12 protein-coding genes and 1 riboswitch are annotated in these 14,626 nt (G+C 68.2%); of the genes, 6 read left to right on the top strand and 6 right to left on the bottom strand.

What is annotated here, in order from left to right; genetic code table 11:
- Positions 1 to 20 precede the first annotated feature (20 nt).
- Positions 21 to 115, top strand: a riboswitch (cobalamin riboswitch).
- A 60-nt stretch (positions 116 to 175) separates the two neighbouring features.
- The 4 genes from Q9R39_RS05200 to Q9R39_RS05185 all read left to right on the top strand — a co-directional run bounded on the left by Q9R39_RS05200 (position 176) and on the right by Q9R39_RS05185 (position 3,138).
- Positions 176 to 412, top strand: a complete 237-nt coding sequence (locus tag Q9R39_RS05200) for a CbtB-domain containing protein (RefSeq protein WP_211538153.1) — start codon at positions 176 to 178, stop codon at positions 410 to 412.
- 43 nt (positions 413 to 455) lie between these two features.
- A complete protein-coding gene (locus Q9R39_RS05195; protein ID WP_211538152.1) occupies positions 456 to 1,286 on the top strand; it encodes a CbtA family protein in 831 nt (276 codons plus the stop codon).
- Between the two features lie 17 nt (positions 1,287 to 1,303).
- A complete protein-coding gene (locus tag Q9R39_RS05190) occupies positions 1,304 to 1,801 on the top strand; it encodes a histidine phosphatase family protein (protein ID WP_211538151.1) in 498 nt (165 codons plus the stop codon).
- A gap of 113 nt (positions 1,802 to 1,914) precedes the next feature.
- Positions 1,915 to 3,138, top strand: coding sequence for an acyl-CoA dehydrogenase family protein (locus tag Q9R39_RS05185; protein ID WP_211538150.1), 1,224 nt, complete (start codon positions 1,915 to 1,917; stop codon positions 3,136 to 3,138).
- A gap of 48 nt (positions 3,139 to 3,186) precedes the next feature.
- On the opposite strand, the gene Q9R39_RS05180 is transcribed toward Q9R39_RS05185, so the two are convergent.
- The gene (locus Q9R39_RS05180) at positions 3,187 to 3,450 is read right to left on the bottom strand and encodes a three-helix bundle dimerization domain-containing protein (protein WP_211538149.1); all 264 of its coding nucleotides are present in this window, start codon (positions 3,448 to 3,450) and stop codon (positions 3,187 to 3,189) included.
- A gap of 213 nt (positions 3,451 to 3,663) precedes the next feature.
- Here Q9R39_RS05180 and ppk2 point away from each other — a divergent pair, with 213 nt between their 5' ends.
- Positions 3,664 to 4,497 (top strand): polyphosphate kinase 2, encoded by an 834-nt coding sequence (ppk2, locus tag Q9R39_RS05175; RefSeq protein ID WP_211538148.1) that lies wholly within the window; start codon positions 3,664 to 3,666, stop codon positions 4,495 to 4,497.
- Between the two features lie 65 nt (positions 4,498 to 4,562).
- Positions 4,563 to 7,343, top strand: a complete 2,781-nt coding sequence (locus Q9R39_RS05170; RefSeq protein WP_211538147.1) for a cation-transporting P-type ATPase — start codon at positions 4,563 to 4,565, stop codon at positions 7,341 to 7,343.
- A 12-nt stretch (positions 7,344 to 7,355) separates the two neighbouring features.
- On the opposite strand, the gene Q9R39_RS05165 is transcribed toward Q9R39_RS05170, so the two are convergent.
- From Q9R39_RS05165 to Q9R39_RS05145, 5 genes are all read right to left on the bottom strand, one after another.
- Complete coding sequence (locus Q9R39_RS05165; RefSeq protein WP_078112055.1) at positions 7,356 to 8,693, bottom strand: diacylglycerol kinase family protein; 1,338 nt, start codon at positions 8,691 to 8,693, stop codon at positions 7,356 to 7,358.
- A complete protein-coding gene (locus Q9R39_RS05160; protein ID WP_311277170.1) occupies positions 8,690 to 10,141 on the bottom strand; it encodes a hypothetical protein in 1,452 nt (483 codons plus the stop codon). The genes Q9R39_RS05165 and Q9R39_RS05160 overlap by 4 nt, the downstream gene beginning before the upstream one ends.
- A gap of 102 nt (positions 10,142 to 10,243) precedes the next feature.
- Positions 10,244 to 10,672 (bottom strand): hypothetical protein, encoded by a 429-nt coding sequence (locus Q9R39_RS05155; RefSeq protein ID WP_055475098.1) that lies wholly within the window; start codon positions 10,670 to 10,672, stop codon positions 10,244 to 10,246.
- A 174-nt stretch (positions 10,673 to 10,846) separates the two neighbouring features.
- A complete protein-coding gene (locus tag Q9R39_RS05150; protein WP_311277169.1) occupies positions 10,847 to 13,612 on the bottom strand; it encodes a molybdopterin cofactor-binding domain-containing protein in 2,766 nt (921 codons plus the stop codon).
- The gene (locus Q9R39_RS05145; RefSeq protein ID WP_311277168.1) at positions 13,609 to 14,457 is read right to left on the bottom strand and encodes an FAD binding domain-containing protein; all 849 of its coding nucleotides are present in this window, start codon (positions 14,455 to 14,457) and stop codon (positions 13,609 to 13,611) included. Before Q9R39_RS05145 ends, Q9R39_RS05150 begins: the two co-directional genes overlap by 4 nt.
- Positions 14,458 to 14,626: the final 169 nt, after the last annotated feature.

Here is a 14,626-nt window from a genome sequence, read left to right as displayed (position 1 = left end):
AGTCATCCCACGCCTGTGCGGGGAATCCGGTGAGAGTCCGGAACGGTCGCGCCACTGTGAACGCAGCCCAGATCGACACGGTCGACGTGACGGGGCATGCGTGAGTCAGGATGCCGTGCCGGCGTGCACCACCACCCGTGAACTCTCCGACGCGAGATCGGCGAAAGGACCCACCATGACAGCTCCCCGTACCGAGGCGGCATCACCGGTCGCCCCGGCCCGTGCCCTGCCCGTACCGAACCTGTCGGTCGCCAGTGCCGCCCTCTGGCTCAGCCTGACCGTGCTCCTGGCCGGTCTCGCCTACTACTTCCTCGGCTACGACCAGGGCGTCGTGTCGGTCTTCGGCTCCGACACCCACGTGCACGAGTTCGTCCACGACGCCCGCCACTTCCTCGGCTTCCCCTGCCACTGAGTCGGCCTGAACCGACCACGTCCGACTCAGGAGTCAACTTCATATGGAGAAGAAGTTCATCGGCGCGGGCCTGCTGGCAGGACTGATCGCCGGCATCGTCTCGTTCGTGTTCGCCCGGTTCCACCTCGAACCCGTCGTCGGCAAGGCCATCGACTACGAGAGCGCCCGCTCGGCGGCCGAGGAGGCCCTGGCCCATGCCGCCGAACCGGGTGGTCACACCCATGGTGAGGGCGGAGAGTTGTTCACCCGCGCGATGCAGGAGAACCTCGGCGCGGGGATCGGCAACGTCGTGTTCGCAGTGTGCATGGGCGCGTTCTTCGCGGTGGCGTTCACGGTCTTGTGGAGCCACGTCGGCAGCCGTCACCCGGCCACCGATCCCCGTGCGGTCGCCGGCGTGCTCGGCGGCATCGGTTTCGTCGCCGTCTTCGCCGTCCCGTTCTTCGCCTACCCGGCGAACCCACCCGCCGTCGGCGACGACGACACCATCGGCGAACGAACCGGTGCCTTCCTCACCATCACCGTGTCGTCGGTGATCCTCGCCATCGCGGCGGTGGTCCTGGCGTCGTGGTTGCGTCCGCGCATCGGTGGGTTGGTCTCGGCGTTCGCCGCCACGGTCGCCTATCTGGCCGGCATCGCGATCGTGCTCGCCTTCCTGCCGTCGTTCAGCGAGGTCCCCGGCCCGGTCCGCGACGACGCCGGACAGGTCGTGTTCCCGGGCTTCCCCGGTGACGTGATCGGGGATTTCCGGGTGTACGCGATCGCCAACCAGGTCATTCTGTGGACGGTTCTCACCGTCTCGTTCGCACTGATCGTGGGGGCGATGGCCCGGTCGCGGGCGACTGACCGCGCTCGCGCGGTCTCCGCGCCGAACTGAGGCGATCACTGCCCGGCATGCAGATCATCACCGCCGGGCGCACCGGCCCCAACCGGTCGGTGCGATTCGGCGGTGACCCGGTTCTCGATCAGCGGGGTCGACGCGACGTGCTCGTTCTGAGCGCGTCGCTCACGCGCCCGATCGACATCTGCGGCCCGGAGGCGGCGACCCGCGCCACCGCCGAGGTACTCGGCGCGACAGGCGGCCTCATCGTCGACGACGCGCTGCGGACGCTCGATGTCGGTGCGTGGTCGGGCCTGTCCCCGGAGGAGATCGACCCCGTCGACCTCGGCGGGTGGTTCACCGACCCGGAGGCCCGCCCGCACGGGGGTGAGAGTGTCGCGCAGTTCGTCGACCGAGTCCATGCCTGGCGTGCCGGGCAGGCCGAGCACGGCGATGGCTACGTGGTGGTCGCGATGCCGGTGGCGCAGGCCCTGCTGTGCGCCGATGCGGACGGGTTCTTCGCGCGGGAGGTGCGCCCGGCCACCCTCTACACCTGCACCGATGTTCGGTAGGAACAGATCTGCGACGACGTACCTAGACATCGGCAGTGACTCCTGACACAGTTGGGGACGACAAAACTGAAACGTGTTCGCCCCGGCGCGGACACCGGTCTGGGAGTGTGACGATGTTCGAGTGGTCCGACGAAGATCTGATGGTTCGGGACGCCCTGCGGGCGTTCATCGACAAGGAGATCCGGCCACATCTCGACGAACTCGAATCCGGCACGCTGCCGCCCTACGACATCACCCGCAAACTGCTGTCGAGCTTCGGTGTCGACGCGATGGCCAAGGACGCTCTCGAGAAGGAACTCGAGGCCGAGGCCAACGGGGAGAAGAAGCCCTCGGGCGACGGCGGCGGTATGGGCGGCTCGATGTTCATGATGGTCAACATCGAACTGGCGGGGGTCTGTCTCGGTCTCGTCGCATCCCTGGGCGTGAGCATGGGCCTGACCGCCTCGACCATCCGCGGCAAGGGCACGCTCGCCCAGAAGAAGCGGTGGCTGCCCGAACTGGTGACGATGGAGAAGGTCGGCGCCTGGGCGATCACCGAACCCGACTCCGGTTCGGACGCGCTGGGCGGCATGAAGACGACGGTCCGTCGCGATGGTGACGACTACATCCTCAACGGACAGAAGACCTTCATCACCAACGGTCCGTACGCCGACACCATCGTCGTGTTCGCCAAGCTCGACGACGGCAGCGGCACCCCGATGCGGGACCGCAAGGTCCTGTCGTTCGTCCTCGACAAGGGGATGCCGGGACTGACCCAGGGCAAGCCGTTCAAGAAGATGGGCATGATGAGTTCGCCGACGGGCGAGCTGTTCTTCGACAACGTGCGCGTCGGCAAGGACCGCCTGCTCGGCGAGACCGAGGACACCGGTTCGGACGCGCGCGGATCCGAAGGCGCCAAGGCCGGTTTCACCGCGGAGCGGGTCGGGATCGCGGCCCTCTCGCTGGGCATCATCAACGAGGCGCAACGGCTTTCGATCGACTACGCGAAGAACCGCAAGCTGTGGGGCCAGGAGATCGCACAGTTCCAGCTCATCCAGCTCAAGCTGGCCGAGATGGAGGTCGCGCGTATCAACGTCCAGAACATGCTCTTCAGTGCCCTGGAGCGGGGCAAGGCGGGCAAGCCGCTGAGCTTGTCCGAGGCGTCGGCGATGAAGCTCTACTCGTCGAAGGCGGCCACCGACGTCGCGATGGAGGCGGTGCAGTTGTTCGGCGGCAACGGCTACATGGCCGAGTATCGCGTGGAGCAGCTCGCGCGCGACGCCAAGTCGCTGATGATCTACGCCGGCAGCAACGAGATCCAGGTGACCCACGTCGCCAAGGGGCTGCTGCGGGGCTGACGAACAGGCCCGGTCGTGTCGGACCATGCCGACACGACCGGGCCGGGTTCAGGCACCCTCGTCGGCCCGTACCTCGGGCGCCCGCGGCGTGGTACCGGGCGTCGGCGACACGAGCGTCAGGTGGCCCGGCTGTGCCAGGAAGTCCTCGATGTCGCGTCGAGCCGCTTTCTCGACCAACAACGGCACGAAGATCCTGACCTTACAGTCGGCGAAACGTCCGTGAATGGCGCGCACACGAGCGTTGATGTCATCGACAGCCATAACCGGAAACCGTGCGATCAGGCGACGAATCACCTGTTCGACTTCGAGCATCTCCTCAACCCGAGCCATTGGGTCATTTTGCGGCAAAACCCCCCGCGGCTGCCGGCTCATCGAGGAAACGACTGGTCACGATCGAGCAGGCGCCGATTTCCCGCAGTCGCCACGACAATTGCGCGTCCTGTTCGTCGGTTACCGCGCGTATGTCTCGGACGTGGCACAGAATGACCAGTTAGTCATTCGGTCCAGCCACGGGAGCGTACGGCCATGCCTGATTTCTCATCGTCCTCGGGTGAACTGCGAGGCCCGGGTCGCGACGGCCCGCCCGCCCCGATGTCGGGCAAGAAATACCGCAAGCATCTCGAACCGCTGCATGCCGAGTTGGTCGCCATGCAGGAGTGGGTGCGTGCGACCGGGGCGAAGGTCTGCATTCTCTTCGAGGGCCGGGACACGGCAGGCAAAGGCGGTGTCATCAAGGCGATCACGGCCAGGGTGAGTCCGCGGGTCTTCCGCGTGGTCGCGCTGCCCGCGCCCACCGAACGGGAGAAGTCGCAGATGTACCTCCAGCGGTACATTCCGCATCTGCCCGCGGCCGGCGAGGTCGTCATCTTCGACCGCAGTTGGTACAACCGGGCCGGTATCGAACGAGTGCTCGGGTTCTGCACGGAGAAACAGGCCCACCAGTTCCTGGAACAGGTGCCCACGGTGGAACGGTCGATGGTCGAGTCGGGGATCATCCTGCTCAAGTACTGGCTCGAGATCAGTGAGGAACAGCAGACCCTTCGCCTGCAAAGCCGGATCGACGATCCGCGGAAGATCTGGAAGCTCTCCGACATGGACCTCGCGTCCTACAGCCGCTGGTACGACTATTCGCGGGCCCGAGACGAGATGTTCCGGTTCACCGACACGGGCTGGGCGCCCTGGTATGTCGTCTCCACCGACGACAAGAAACGGGGTCGGTTGAATGTGATCGAGCACCTTCTCGGTCAGGTTCCCTACACGCCGCTCGAACGTCCCCGGATCGAACTGCCGAAGCGGCAGAAGGCCAAGGACTATCGGCCACCCGAGCAGGCCCTGCACTGGATCCCGACCCCGTATTGACGACCCGAAACCGAACCGCAGTCGAGTAGTCACGACACCGCCCGAGCCCGAGGCAGGAGAGTTGTATGGCCATCGCACGCCCGCCGTCGTCACCGGAACGTCGGGAGGACGACGCCCCCGCACCGGCCTGGCACGTCCAGGACGTCGAATCCGTCGTGTCGGCGCTCGAGTCCGACAGCACCGGTGGACTGTCGTCGGCCGAGATCGACGACCGACGGACGCGGTTCGGCGACAACGTGATCGCCGCGGAACCGGCCCCGTCGGTGGCTGCACTGGTGCTGCTGCAGCTCAGGGATCCGATGAACCTGATGCTGATCGCCGTGGTGATCGTCAGCCTGGTGATCGCGGAGGTCTCGACCGCGCTGGTGGTCGCCGCCCTGGTGGTGCTCAACCTGGTGCTGGGCACTCGGCAGGAGCTGAAGGCCCGGGCCAGCGTGGACGCCCTGGCGCGGATTCAGGTTCCGCAGGCCCGCGTGGTCCGGGGTGGAGTCCTGGTGGAAGTTCCCGCGGCGCAACTCGTTCCCGGGGACATCGTGCAGCTCGAAGCCGGCGACTTGGTGCCGGCCGACGGACGTCTGGTGCGGGCCGCCACGCTGGAGACGCAGGAGGCCGCGCTGACCGGCGAGAGCGCGCCGATCCCGAAGGACCCCGCCGCGCTCACCGATGTCGAGCTGGCCCTGGGTGACCGCAGCAACATGCTCTTCCAGAACACCTCGGTCACCCGCGGCACGGCGACGATGGTCGTCACCGAGACCGGGATGCGGACGCAGATGGGACAGATCGCGTCGATGCTGTCGGCGATCGCCCCACAGCGGTCACCCCTGCAGCGGGAGCTGGATTCACTCACCAAGATCCTGGGCGTGATCGCCTGGACCGCCGTGGCGATCATCGTGGTGATCGGGCTGGTGCGCGGACAAGACCTGGCGACGGTGATGCTGCTCGGTATCTCGATGGGCATCTCGGCGATACCCTCCGGTCTGCCCACTTTCGTCCAGGCGATGCTGGCCTTCGGGGCCCGGCAGCTCGCGGATGCGAAGGCGGTCGTCAAGAACCTCACCGACGTGGAGACGCTCGGCGCGACGAGTCTGATCAACTCGGACAAGACCGGGACGCTCACCATGAACCAGATGATGGTGCGCTCGTTGTACTTCCACGGTCAGTGGTTCGCCGTCGACGGTGAGGGCTACGGCAAGACCGGGAGCATCACCCAGGCGGCGGGCGAGCCGGTTCCCGACTTCACCATGCTCGCGTACGGACTGTGCCTCGACAGCGACGCCACCGTGTCGGACGCCGGCGCCGTCATCGGCGATCCGACCGAGGCGGCGCTGATCGTGCTGGCAGCCAAGATGGGGGTCGACGCGCCGCTCACCCGCCAGACCTATCCCCGTCTCGCCGAGGTTCCATTCGACTCGGCCTACAAGTTCATGGCGACGTTCCACCGGCTGCCGGTGGACGGCACCGTCCGTTTCGTCGAGATGGTCAAGGGCGGTCCGGATGTCGTGCTGAACCGCTGCCGCTGGGCGTTCCGCCCCGGACGGGAGAGGGTGGAGCTGGCGGAGGTCCGGGCCGAGATCGAGGCGGCCAACGAGCAGATGTCGGCCGAGGGCCTACGTGTGCTGGCCTTCGCCGCGCGCGTGCTCGACGGCCGGGAGGACGAGGTGACCGCCGACCCGATGGCGTTCGTGGACGATCTCGTCTTCGTCGGGATGGTCGGGATCATCGACCCGTTGCGTGCCGAGGCCGTCGACGCCGTCCGCACGGCGCACGCCGCGGGGATCGATGTGCGGATGATCACGGGGGACCACACGGGAACCGCGTCGGCGATCGGTGCGCAGCTGGGACTCGGTCCCGGGGCCATCAGCGGTACCGAACTCGCCGCGATGTCCGACGAGGAACTCGCCGAGGCGCTTCCGCGGTTGCATGTGTTCGGGCGTGTCACGCCGTCGGACAAACTCCGGCTCGCCGACGTGATGCAGCGCCAGGGCGCGGTCGTCGCGATGACCGGCGACGCGGTCAACGACGCGGCCGCGCTGAAGAAGGCCGACATCGGGGTGGCGATGGGCTCGGGCAGCGAGGTCACCAAGCAGGCCGGCAAGCTGATCCTCACCGACGACAACTTCGGGACGTTGATCACCGCGATCCGGTTGGGGCGCAGCGTCTACGACAAGATCGTCGCCTACATCCGCTACCAGATGTCCAAGCTGTTCTCACTGGTGCTCCTGTTCCTGGTCGCGAGCATCTTCGACATCAACGAGGGCGTCGCGCTGGCGCCGCTGATGGTGGTCTTCCAGCACTTTTTCATCACCCTGTTCCCGGTGATCGTGATCATGCAGGACCCGCCGGCACCGGATCTGATGGCCAAACCACCACGGGACCCGAAACAGCCGATCACGAATCGCGCGTCGTTCGTGCAGTGGTTCGCCTACGGGGTCCTGCAGTTCGCGGTGACCTTCGTCGCGATGATGGTGGCGCCCGGTCCGATGAGCCCGACCGAACCGAACGTCCCGATGACCATGGGCTTCGTGGTGCTGTCCCTGGGTTCGGTGTTCGCCGGGTTGGTGATGCGGCGCGATCCGGAGTCGGGCCTCACACCGCCGATCGTCAACGCCGTGAAGATCCTGTCGATCCCGATCATCGTCACCGTGCTCGCGGTGGAGCTCGGATTTCTGCAAGACCTGCTGCAGACGACCTCGCTGACCGGCGGCCAGTGGCTCGCCTGCATCGGATGGTCGCTGATCATCCCCGTCGTGGTGGAGGCGGAGAAGTGGGTGCGACGTCGCCGGAGTCCGGCGGTGTCCGCGATCTCGGCCGTGGAAGCGGTGGCACCCCGGCGAGCTCTTCGCTGACCGAACGGGCGGCTACGAGGCCCGGTGTGGTTTCCACGCCAGGTACCACAGCTGGAGCCAGTCCAGTTGCGGTGGCGCGATCCGGGTCTCGGGGCGGTGCCGTGGGACGCGGACGCGCAGCGCACCGGGCGTGATCGTGCATAGCACCGGCGTCGTGAGCTGGAGCGATTCGCCGTCGACCCCGACCGGGATGACCTCGGCGTCGGCGTCGACGGTCACCTCGGTGGCGATGCGCTGGACGAGTCCGCGGTCGTGGGTGCGCCGCAGGAGGCCGACGGCCTGCCGGGTGTCGGACACCGAGACGGTGACGACCCCGAGCCGTCCCTCGTCGATGCGGGTGCGGCGACCGAGCCCGGCCACGTCGTTGGTGGCATAGGGGCCGTTGCTGACGAGGACGGCCTGTGGATCGGCGACGGTCTCGCTGCCGATGACGGCCCGCAGACCCGACCTCGTCCCTCTCCCCAGGAGGTCGGGAAGCATGCGTAACACCGTGCGTGTCTTGTCATCTCGATACTGCGGACTCTGGACCACCTCGGCGTAGATGCCGAACGACGCGTTGTTGACGAACGGCCGACCGTTGATGTGACAGAGGTCGACATGGAATTCGACGCCGTCGCGCAGCGCGTCGAGACACCGGGCGGGGTCCTGGCGGTCGAGCCCGAGATCGAGAGCGAAATGGTTTCGGGTGCCGGCACTGATGACCAGGAAGGGTACGCCCGCCTCGGCCGCGACTCCGGCGACGAGGGCCTGGGTGCCGTCACCTCCCGCGACACCGAGCAGGTCGGCCCCGCGCGCCACCGCGTCCCGTGCCAATTGCTCCACGTCGATCTCCACCGGCCCGTCCAGCAATACGACTTCGGCGCCGAGGGATTCGGCCTTGCGCTGCAGATCGAATCGGACGACCTTCCCGCCACCCGAACGCGGGTTCATGATGATGAACGGGCGGTGGACGTCCGGCGCCGGGTGTTCGGGCATCAGGGAGTCGATGCGCGACGGCCGCAGCGCGCGCCGACCGCATCCGACCGCGGCGGCCGCCAGCAGCGCGGCGGCGATCACGACCCAGAGCTGTCGCTCGCGAAGGAGGAACACCACGAGAACCGCCACCGGCAGGACCGCGAGAGCGGCCGAGACGATGCGGAGGACACCACGGCTGATGAGGAACCAGTACACCGCGGCGACGATGACGACGGCACAGACACCACAGATCGCCAGGAGGCCCAGCAGGCGGAGGAGGCCGGCGGCGGCCACCGGCAGCAGGATCGCGGCGACGGCCAGCGCCATGGCCGCGCGCGCCCACCATCTGCGTGTCGTGGGCGGCGCGACCTCGGCGGCGACCGACGCCTGACTCATACCGTCTCGACGGCCGGCGTCGCCGCGCCGGGCGTCTCCTGATCCGGCGGATCCGACTCCTCGTTCCGGTCCTTGGCGGCCCAGTCCTTCGCCGGCCTGATCACGAGTTCGAGGATCAGGAGTGCGAGGAGTCCGAAGACGGCGATGAGGAGGACCACCAGACCGGTCGGATAGCTCCAGAAGACGAGCAGCAGCGCCGCGATGCCGATGATCGCGCTGCGCAACGCGATTCGCGCGCGGAACAGGCTCTCCTCGAAGGCATTCGGCGGCCGCGAGCGTCGTATCCGCTGCACCGAGTCGAGCCCGTGGCCGAATCCGCGCCGGACGGCCGTGGCCGAGGCGGACCCGCCCAGGAGGTAGGCCCCGACGGCGACCACGAGCCCGAGGACCGCCACGGCACGCAGCGCCAACCGCAGCGGATCCAGCACCGTGTCGATGGTGGCGGCCGCGGCACCCGGGGCGAGGATGTCGGGCGGCATCGCGTCGAGATAGAGCGCCCGACCGATCAGCAACGCGATGGCGAGGACGAGCATGGCGAGGACGAGTGACAGTCCGGCGAGCGAGAGGGCCCGCAGACGCCGACCGCGGGGTGCGACGGCCACGACGGCGAAGGCGAGCGCGATCGTCAGCCAGGGCAGGACGTCGGCGGCGGTGTCGAGCGCCGAGACGGCGCGCTGGGCGCGGACCAGTTCGGGTGAGCGGAACAGGACGAACTGCGTGTCGACGGCGGGGATCTTCTCGGCGAAGGTGAAGCCGCGGTCGAGGAGGCGTGCCTTGACGTTGTCGATCACGGTGCCGAGCGAGATGCTGACGGTGCCGGAGTCGTCCACGGTCACCGACGACGGTCCGACGTCACCGGTCACGACCGCGACAAGGGCGGTGTGTGCGGCCCGATTCGCCTGCAGCCACAGGGATTCGAACTGATCGCTGGCGACGAACGACGACACGGTCTGTTGCACGAAGCCGCGGGCCTGGCCGGCCAGGACGGGAGCGAGACCCTCGACCGCCCGATCGACGCGTGGTGCGTTCTCGGTGGCCGGAACCGCGTCGGTCAGGGTCGTCAGCGCCGCCGCGGTGAGTCCCTCGACGTCGATGCGACTGAAGATCTCATCGGTGATCGTGTTCGAGATCTCGGCTTGCACTGCGGGATCCGAGGCGAGCGGAGCGACGGTGCTGACGTAGCGGTCGGTGTCGAGGATCTCGCCACGGACGAACCGCGAAGTCACCGAGGTGATGGCGAGTACGGCGACGAGGATGCACAGGACCGCGACGGCGAACCAGCGCCACCGGTTCCGCCGGGTCGGGTCGGGGGTCTTGGTGGCCGGCCCGGTGCCGGCCGCGTCGCGCAGGCGCGCGACCTCGGCTCGTAGTCGTTCGAGTTCGGCGCGCTCGGAGTCGGTGATGCCGACGCTCGGCTCCGCGCTCTGTCCGTTGGTGTCCGTGGTCATCTCGACGCCGCCCTTCCGGCCGCTGATCGTCTGGGGTTCCGGTGCTGACAGAACGCGCTCCACCGCCGAGGGGTGCCTCGACGGTGGAGCGTGGGTCGGGATCTAGCGGTATTCGGCCTTCGGCTGCCAGGTCGAGACGGCCCAGATGACCACGATGTCGAGAGCGATGATGAGGATCGACCACCAGGGGTAGTAGGGCAACCACAGGAAGTTGGCGATGATCGACAGACCGGCGATCACGATCGCGGTGAACCGTGCCCAGGTCGCGCCGGTGACGAGTGCGATGCCGACGCCGGCCATCACGACCCCGAGGGCGATGTGAATCCAGCCCCATGTGGTGAAGTCGAGCTTGTAGACATACTCGACGCCGCGGACGAAGACCTCGTCCTCGGCGACCGCGGCGATGCCCTGGAAGAGTTGGATGACACCGAGGACGATGAGGATGATCGCGGCGCCGATGGAGGTCCCCGCGGCGATGTTCTGTGAGGTGGATGGACGGTTGTTCTCGTGGGTGGGTGCGGTGTGAGTCATGACGACGCCCTTCTCTGGACAACCTTGACTGTGGACTACACGTACAGGGGGAGTGTCCTCCGAGTCATGCCGCCCCGCAACCGTTTCGGCGAGAGCGGGCCCAGAATTGTGACCATGGGCCGGAACTCGATGCCGTTGCCGCGCAAACCGATGCGCATTGCTAACGAAAAGGGGTCAGGTCTCTTGCCGAGCGAGTCGCCAGATGCGGTCGCGTGACATCGGCGTCTCACCGGGCCGGCTCCCGAGTCCGCGACGGATGGCGTTCGCGAGCGCCGGCGCGACCGGGTTGTACGGTGACTCGCTCATCGATTTGGCGCCGAACGGGCCGAGTTCGTCGCTGGTGTCGGCGAAGTAGACCTCCGTGACGGGGATGTCGGCCATCTGCGGGACGCGGTACACCCGGAAGACGTTCGTGATCGGCCGTCCGGCCTCGTCGATCATGATCTCCTCGTAGAGCGCGGTGCCGATGCCTTGCGCGACACCACCTTCCACCTGGCCGCGACATTGCTCGGGGTTCATCACGGTGCCCGCGTCGGCCGCGTGCACCGATTGCAGGATGCGGACGGTGCCGGTCTCGGTGTCGACCGCGACGCGGAAGGCCTGCACGTTGAACGCGATGGACCGCATCTCCCCGCGTTCGGCGCCCGCGGCGACGGCGCGCGGTCCCGCGGGGTGCTCGACCCGGTTCGACGGGTCGACAGCGCCGATGAGATCGGCGAACCCGACGATCCGGCCGTCGACGAGCGCGCCCTCCACGCCGAGGCCGACCTGTGCCGGGTCCGTTCCGGTGAGCTGCGCCGCGGCGTCGACAAGGGTGTCACGCAACGCGAGACATGCTGAGTGCAGCGCCTTCCCGGCCACGGTCGTGCCCGCCGAGGCGAACGCCCCGGTGTCGTGCACGACGGCATCGGTGTCGCCGTGCCACAGCGAGACCCGGTCGAGTCCGGTCGACAGCGCGGTGGCGACGATCTGGGCGTGGACCGTGGTCGTGCCGTTGCCGAACTCGGCGGTGCCCACGCCCACGTGGTACGTGCCGGCGGCGTCGACCGCGACGGTGACGTCGGCGAAGTGCCCGCGGGGGGCCATGGTGGCGATCGCGGCGATGGCCATGCCCTCGCCGACGCGCCAGCGGTCCCCCGACGGTGCCTCGACCCCGTTGCCGGCGTGCAATGCACGCTCGGCCAGATCGAGACACTGGTCGAGTCCATAGCTGCCGTAGACCAGGTCGACCTCGGGTTCGGCGCGTGCGATGAGGAGGGGATCGCCGTCGGCGACGGCGTTGCGGCGTCGGAACTCGAACGGGTCGATGCCGAGTTCGATCGCGAGTTCGTCCATCGCGCTCTCCACGGCGAAGACCACCTGGCCGAGGCCGTAACCCCGGAACGCGCCGGACGGCGGGTTGTTGGTGTAGACGACCTCCGCGTCGAGGCGCTTGACCGGGCAGTTGTACACCGACACCGATTCCGCGCACGCGTGGAACATCACGCCGATCGCGTGGTTGCCGTAGGCGCCGGTGTCCGACAACAGGTTCACGCGCAGGCCGGTGAGCCTGCCGTCCGCGTCGGCTCCGACATCGACGGTGACCCGCATCGGGTGCCGGTACGTGGTCCGGGTCAGTTCGTCGGTGCGGCTCATCTCGTAGGCGCAGGGTTTGCCGGTGCGGAGTACGGCCAGGGCGACGAGGTCCTCGGTCAGCATCTCCTGCTTGCCGCCGAACCCACCGCCCACCCGGGCGCTGAAGACCCGGATACGCTCCGGCGGCAGATCGAAGAGGAGCGCGAGCTCGTTGCGGACCAGGAACGGGACCTGGGTGCTGGTCCGGATGACGAGGCGCCCGTGTTCGTCGAACCACCCGATCGACCCGTGGGTTTCCAACTGGGCGTGGGAGACCCGCCCGCTGGACCAGGTGCCGTGCACAGTCGCCGACGATGCGGCGAGTGCGGCCTCGACGTCGCCGCCGAACCCCTCGTGAAAGGTGGCGATGACGTTGCGATGGGCCTCGGCGACCCGGTCGGCGGGAGTGCGATCGGGGTGCAGCAGTGGGGCTCCGGGGCTTCTGGCCGCTTCCGGGTCGAAGACCGCGGGCAGAACTTCGTAGGTGACGTCGATGAGCGCCAGGGCCTGGTCGGCGACGGCCGGGGACGACGCGACCACCGCGGCGACCCGCTGACCGACGAATCGCACCACCGGGTCGAAGACGAGTGTGTCGTCGGGATCCTCGAGGCGGCTCTCGTGGCGTCCCGTGGAAAACCGCGGAGTGGAGACGTTTTCGTGGGTGAGGATCAGCTCGACGCCGGGTAGCGCGGCGGCGTCGGTGGTGTCGATGGCGGTGATCCGTGCGTGCGCGTGCGGCGAACCGAGTACGTGGATGTGCAACGTCCCGGGCGTGGGGACGTCGAAGGTGTACGGCTCGGTTCCGGTCACCACGCGCCGGGCGGCGAGCGGAGCGACCGACTCGCCCACGAATGGCCGTTGCGCGGGCTCCGCGGGCGCAACGGGGGACGCGGTGCCCGTGGCGGCCGCGGTGATCGCGTCCCGGATGGAGCGGTAACCGGTGCAGCGGCACAGGTTTCCCTTCATCCGCCGCGGCAGGTCGGGGAGATGCTCGGCGGTGACGGTGGAGGCGGTCACGATCATTCCGGCGGTGCAGAAACCGCACTGGAATCCGAAGTTGTCGACGAAGGACTGCTGGACGGGGTGCAGGTCGTCGGGGGTGCCGAGCCCGGCCACCGTCGTCACCGACTTCCCGGCGGCGCGGTGAGCGGGATAGATGCAGGAGTGCACGGGCTGTCCGTCGACGAGCACCGAACACGCCCCGCAGTCGCCGGCGTCGCAGCCCTTCTTGACCTCGTAGTGCGCATGTTCGCGGAGCAGCATCCGAAGGCACTGTCCCGCAGCGGGTTCGGCGTCGAGCGACTCTCCGTTGACCTCGAATCTCATGCGCCGGCTCCGAATCCCATGTCCTTGATTCCGTTCGTCGCCGACGACAACTCCGTGCGGATCTCCTCGCCCAGCACCGCCGAGACGCCGCGGCGCCAGTCGGCCGAACCCAGCGCGTCGGTGTAATAGCCACTTGCCGAGACGATGTCGTCGTGCAGCGCGTCGCGGGTCGGTAACCCGGTGTAGCGCAGAACGGTCGGCCATTCGGTGGCCGCGGTGATCCCGAAGGTGGCGGCGCCGTCGTCGTCGACCCGGCCGGTCACCACGGCCCCCGAGCGACCGAGCTCGGCGAGGGCGATCTTGCGCACGGAGGTGCGGGCGCGTAACGCGTGGGCGGGGAAGTCGATGGCGCGCAGGACTTCTCCCGGTGCCAGGAGGTTGATGCCGTTGCCGATGACCAGCTCGGCGACGGGTAGATCGCGGTCGGTGCCATCGGGACTCCACACGTGGGCGGTCGCGTCGAGCCCGACCGCCAGCGAGACCATCGACGCTGCCGCGTACGACCGGCAGATGTTGCCGCCGACGGTCGCCATGTTCCAGATCTTGAACGACGCCAGCAGTGCGTTCGCGCACTGCGCGAACATCGGGTGGGCCACGAAGCCGGGGCGCGGGGGGAGTGCGACGAGTTCGGCGATCGAGCAGGTGGCCGCGATCCGGAGACCACCTCCCGGCAGGTCTTCGACAGGTGCCCAACCCATCTCGCTCAGGTCGACTAGTCCCGTGGTCGCCGGCTGCGGCTCGGAGAACACCCAGGTGCCACCGGCGACGATCTGTTCGCCGGGGGCGGGGAACGCCTCATCCCGCGTGCGCGCGAACCGGTAGTGGGAGACGGCGGTGAGGTCCATCAGCGTGCCTTGTCGAGGAGGCGGGATGCGGCGGTGGGTGGCTCCCACCGTACGAGGCCGATGCGCCCGTCGGAGCGGATCGCGGAGATCGACGTCGAGAGAAGCACGGCGTCACGCTACGTGCATCCGGTGCGGTCCGCATCTCGTGGGCCGGCGACCCGGCCCACAG

This window comes from Gordonia sp. AC31 (genome assembly GCF_031844505.1).
In the GTDB taxonomy this organism is placed as follows: Bacteria; Actinomycetota; Actinomycetes; order Mycobacteriales; family Mycobacteriaceae; genus Gordonia; species Gordonia hongkongensis.
This window is presented reverse-complemented; position numbering and strand designations above follow the sequence as displayed.

What these genes read in the sequence shown, in the direction of transcription:
- ppk2 (WP_211538148.1), top strand. Translation starts at nt 3,664, where the DNA reads ATGCCTGATTTCTCATCGTCCTCGGGTGAACTGCGAGGCCCGGGTCGC.
- Q9R39_RS05150 (WP_311277169.1), bottom strand. Translation starts at nt 13,612, where the DNA reads ATGAGATTCGAGGTCAACGGAGAGTCGCTCGACGCCGAACCCGCTGCG.
- Q9R39_RS05155 (WP_055475098.1), bottom strand. Translation starts at nt 10,672, where the DNA reads ATGACTCACACCGCACCCACCCACGAGAACAACCGTCCATCCACCTCA.
- Q9R39_RS05185 (WP_211538150.1), top strand. Translation starts at nt 1,915, where the DNA reads ATGTTCGAGTGGTCCGACGAAGATCTGATGGTTCGGGACGCCCTGCGG.
- Q9R39_RS05160 (WP_311277170.1), bottom strand. Translation starts at nt 10,141, where the DNA reads ATGACCACGGACACCAACGGACAGAGCGCGGAGCCGAGCGTCGGCATC.
- Q9R39_RS05200 (WP_211538153.1), top strand. Translation starts at nt 176, where the DNA reads ATGACAGCTCCCCGTACCGAGGCGGCATCACCGGTCGCCCCGGCCCGT.
- Q9R39_RS05195 (WP_211538152.1), top strand. Translation starts at nt 456, where the DNA reads ATGGAGAAGAAGTTCATCGGCGCGGGCCTGCTGGCAGGACTGATCGCC.
- Q9R39_RS05190 (WP_211538151.1), top strand. Translation starts at nt 1,304, where the DNA reads ATGCAGATCATCACCGCCGGGCGCACCGGCCCCAACCGGTCGGTGCGA.
- Q9R39_RS05180 (WP_211538149.1), bottom strand. Translation starts at nt 3,450, where the DNA reads ATGCTCGAAGTCGAACAGGTGATTCGTCGCCTGATCGCACGGTTTCCG.
- Q9R39_RS05165 (WP_078112055.1), bottom strand. Translation starts at nt 8,693, where the DNA reads ATGAGTCAGGCGTCGGTCGCCGCCGAGGTCGCGCCGCCCACGACACGC.
- Q9R39_RS05170 (WP_211538147.1), top strand. Translation starts at nt 4,563, where the DNA reads ATGGCCATCGCACGCCCGCCGTCGTCACCGGAACGTCGGGAGGACGAC.
- Q9R39_RS05145 (WP_311277168.1), bottom strand. Translation starts at nt 14,457, where the DNA reads ATGGACCTCACCGCCGTCTCCCACTACCGGTTCGCGCGCACGCGGGAT.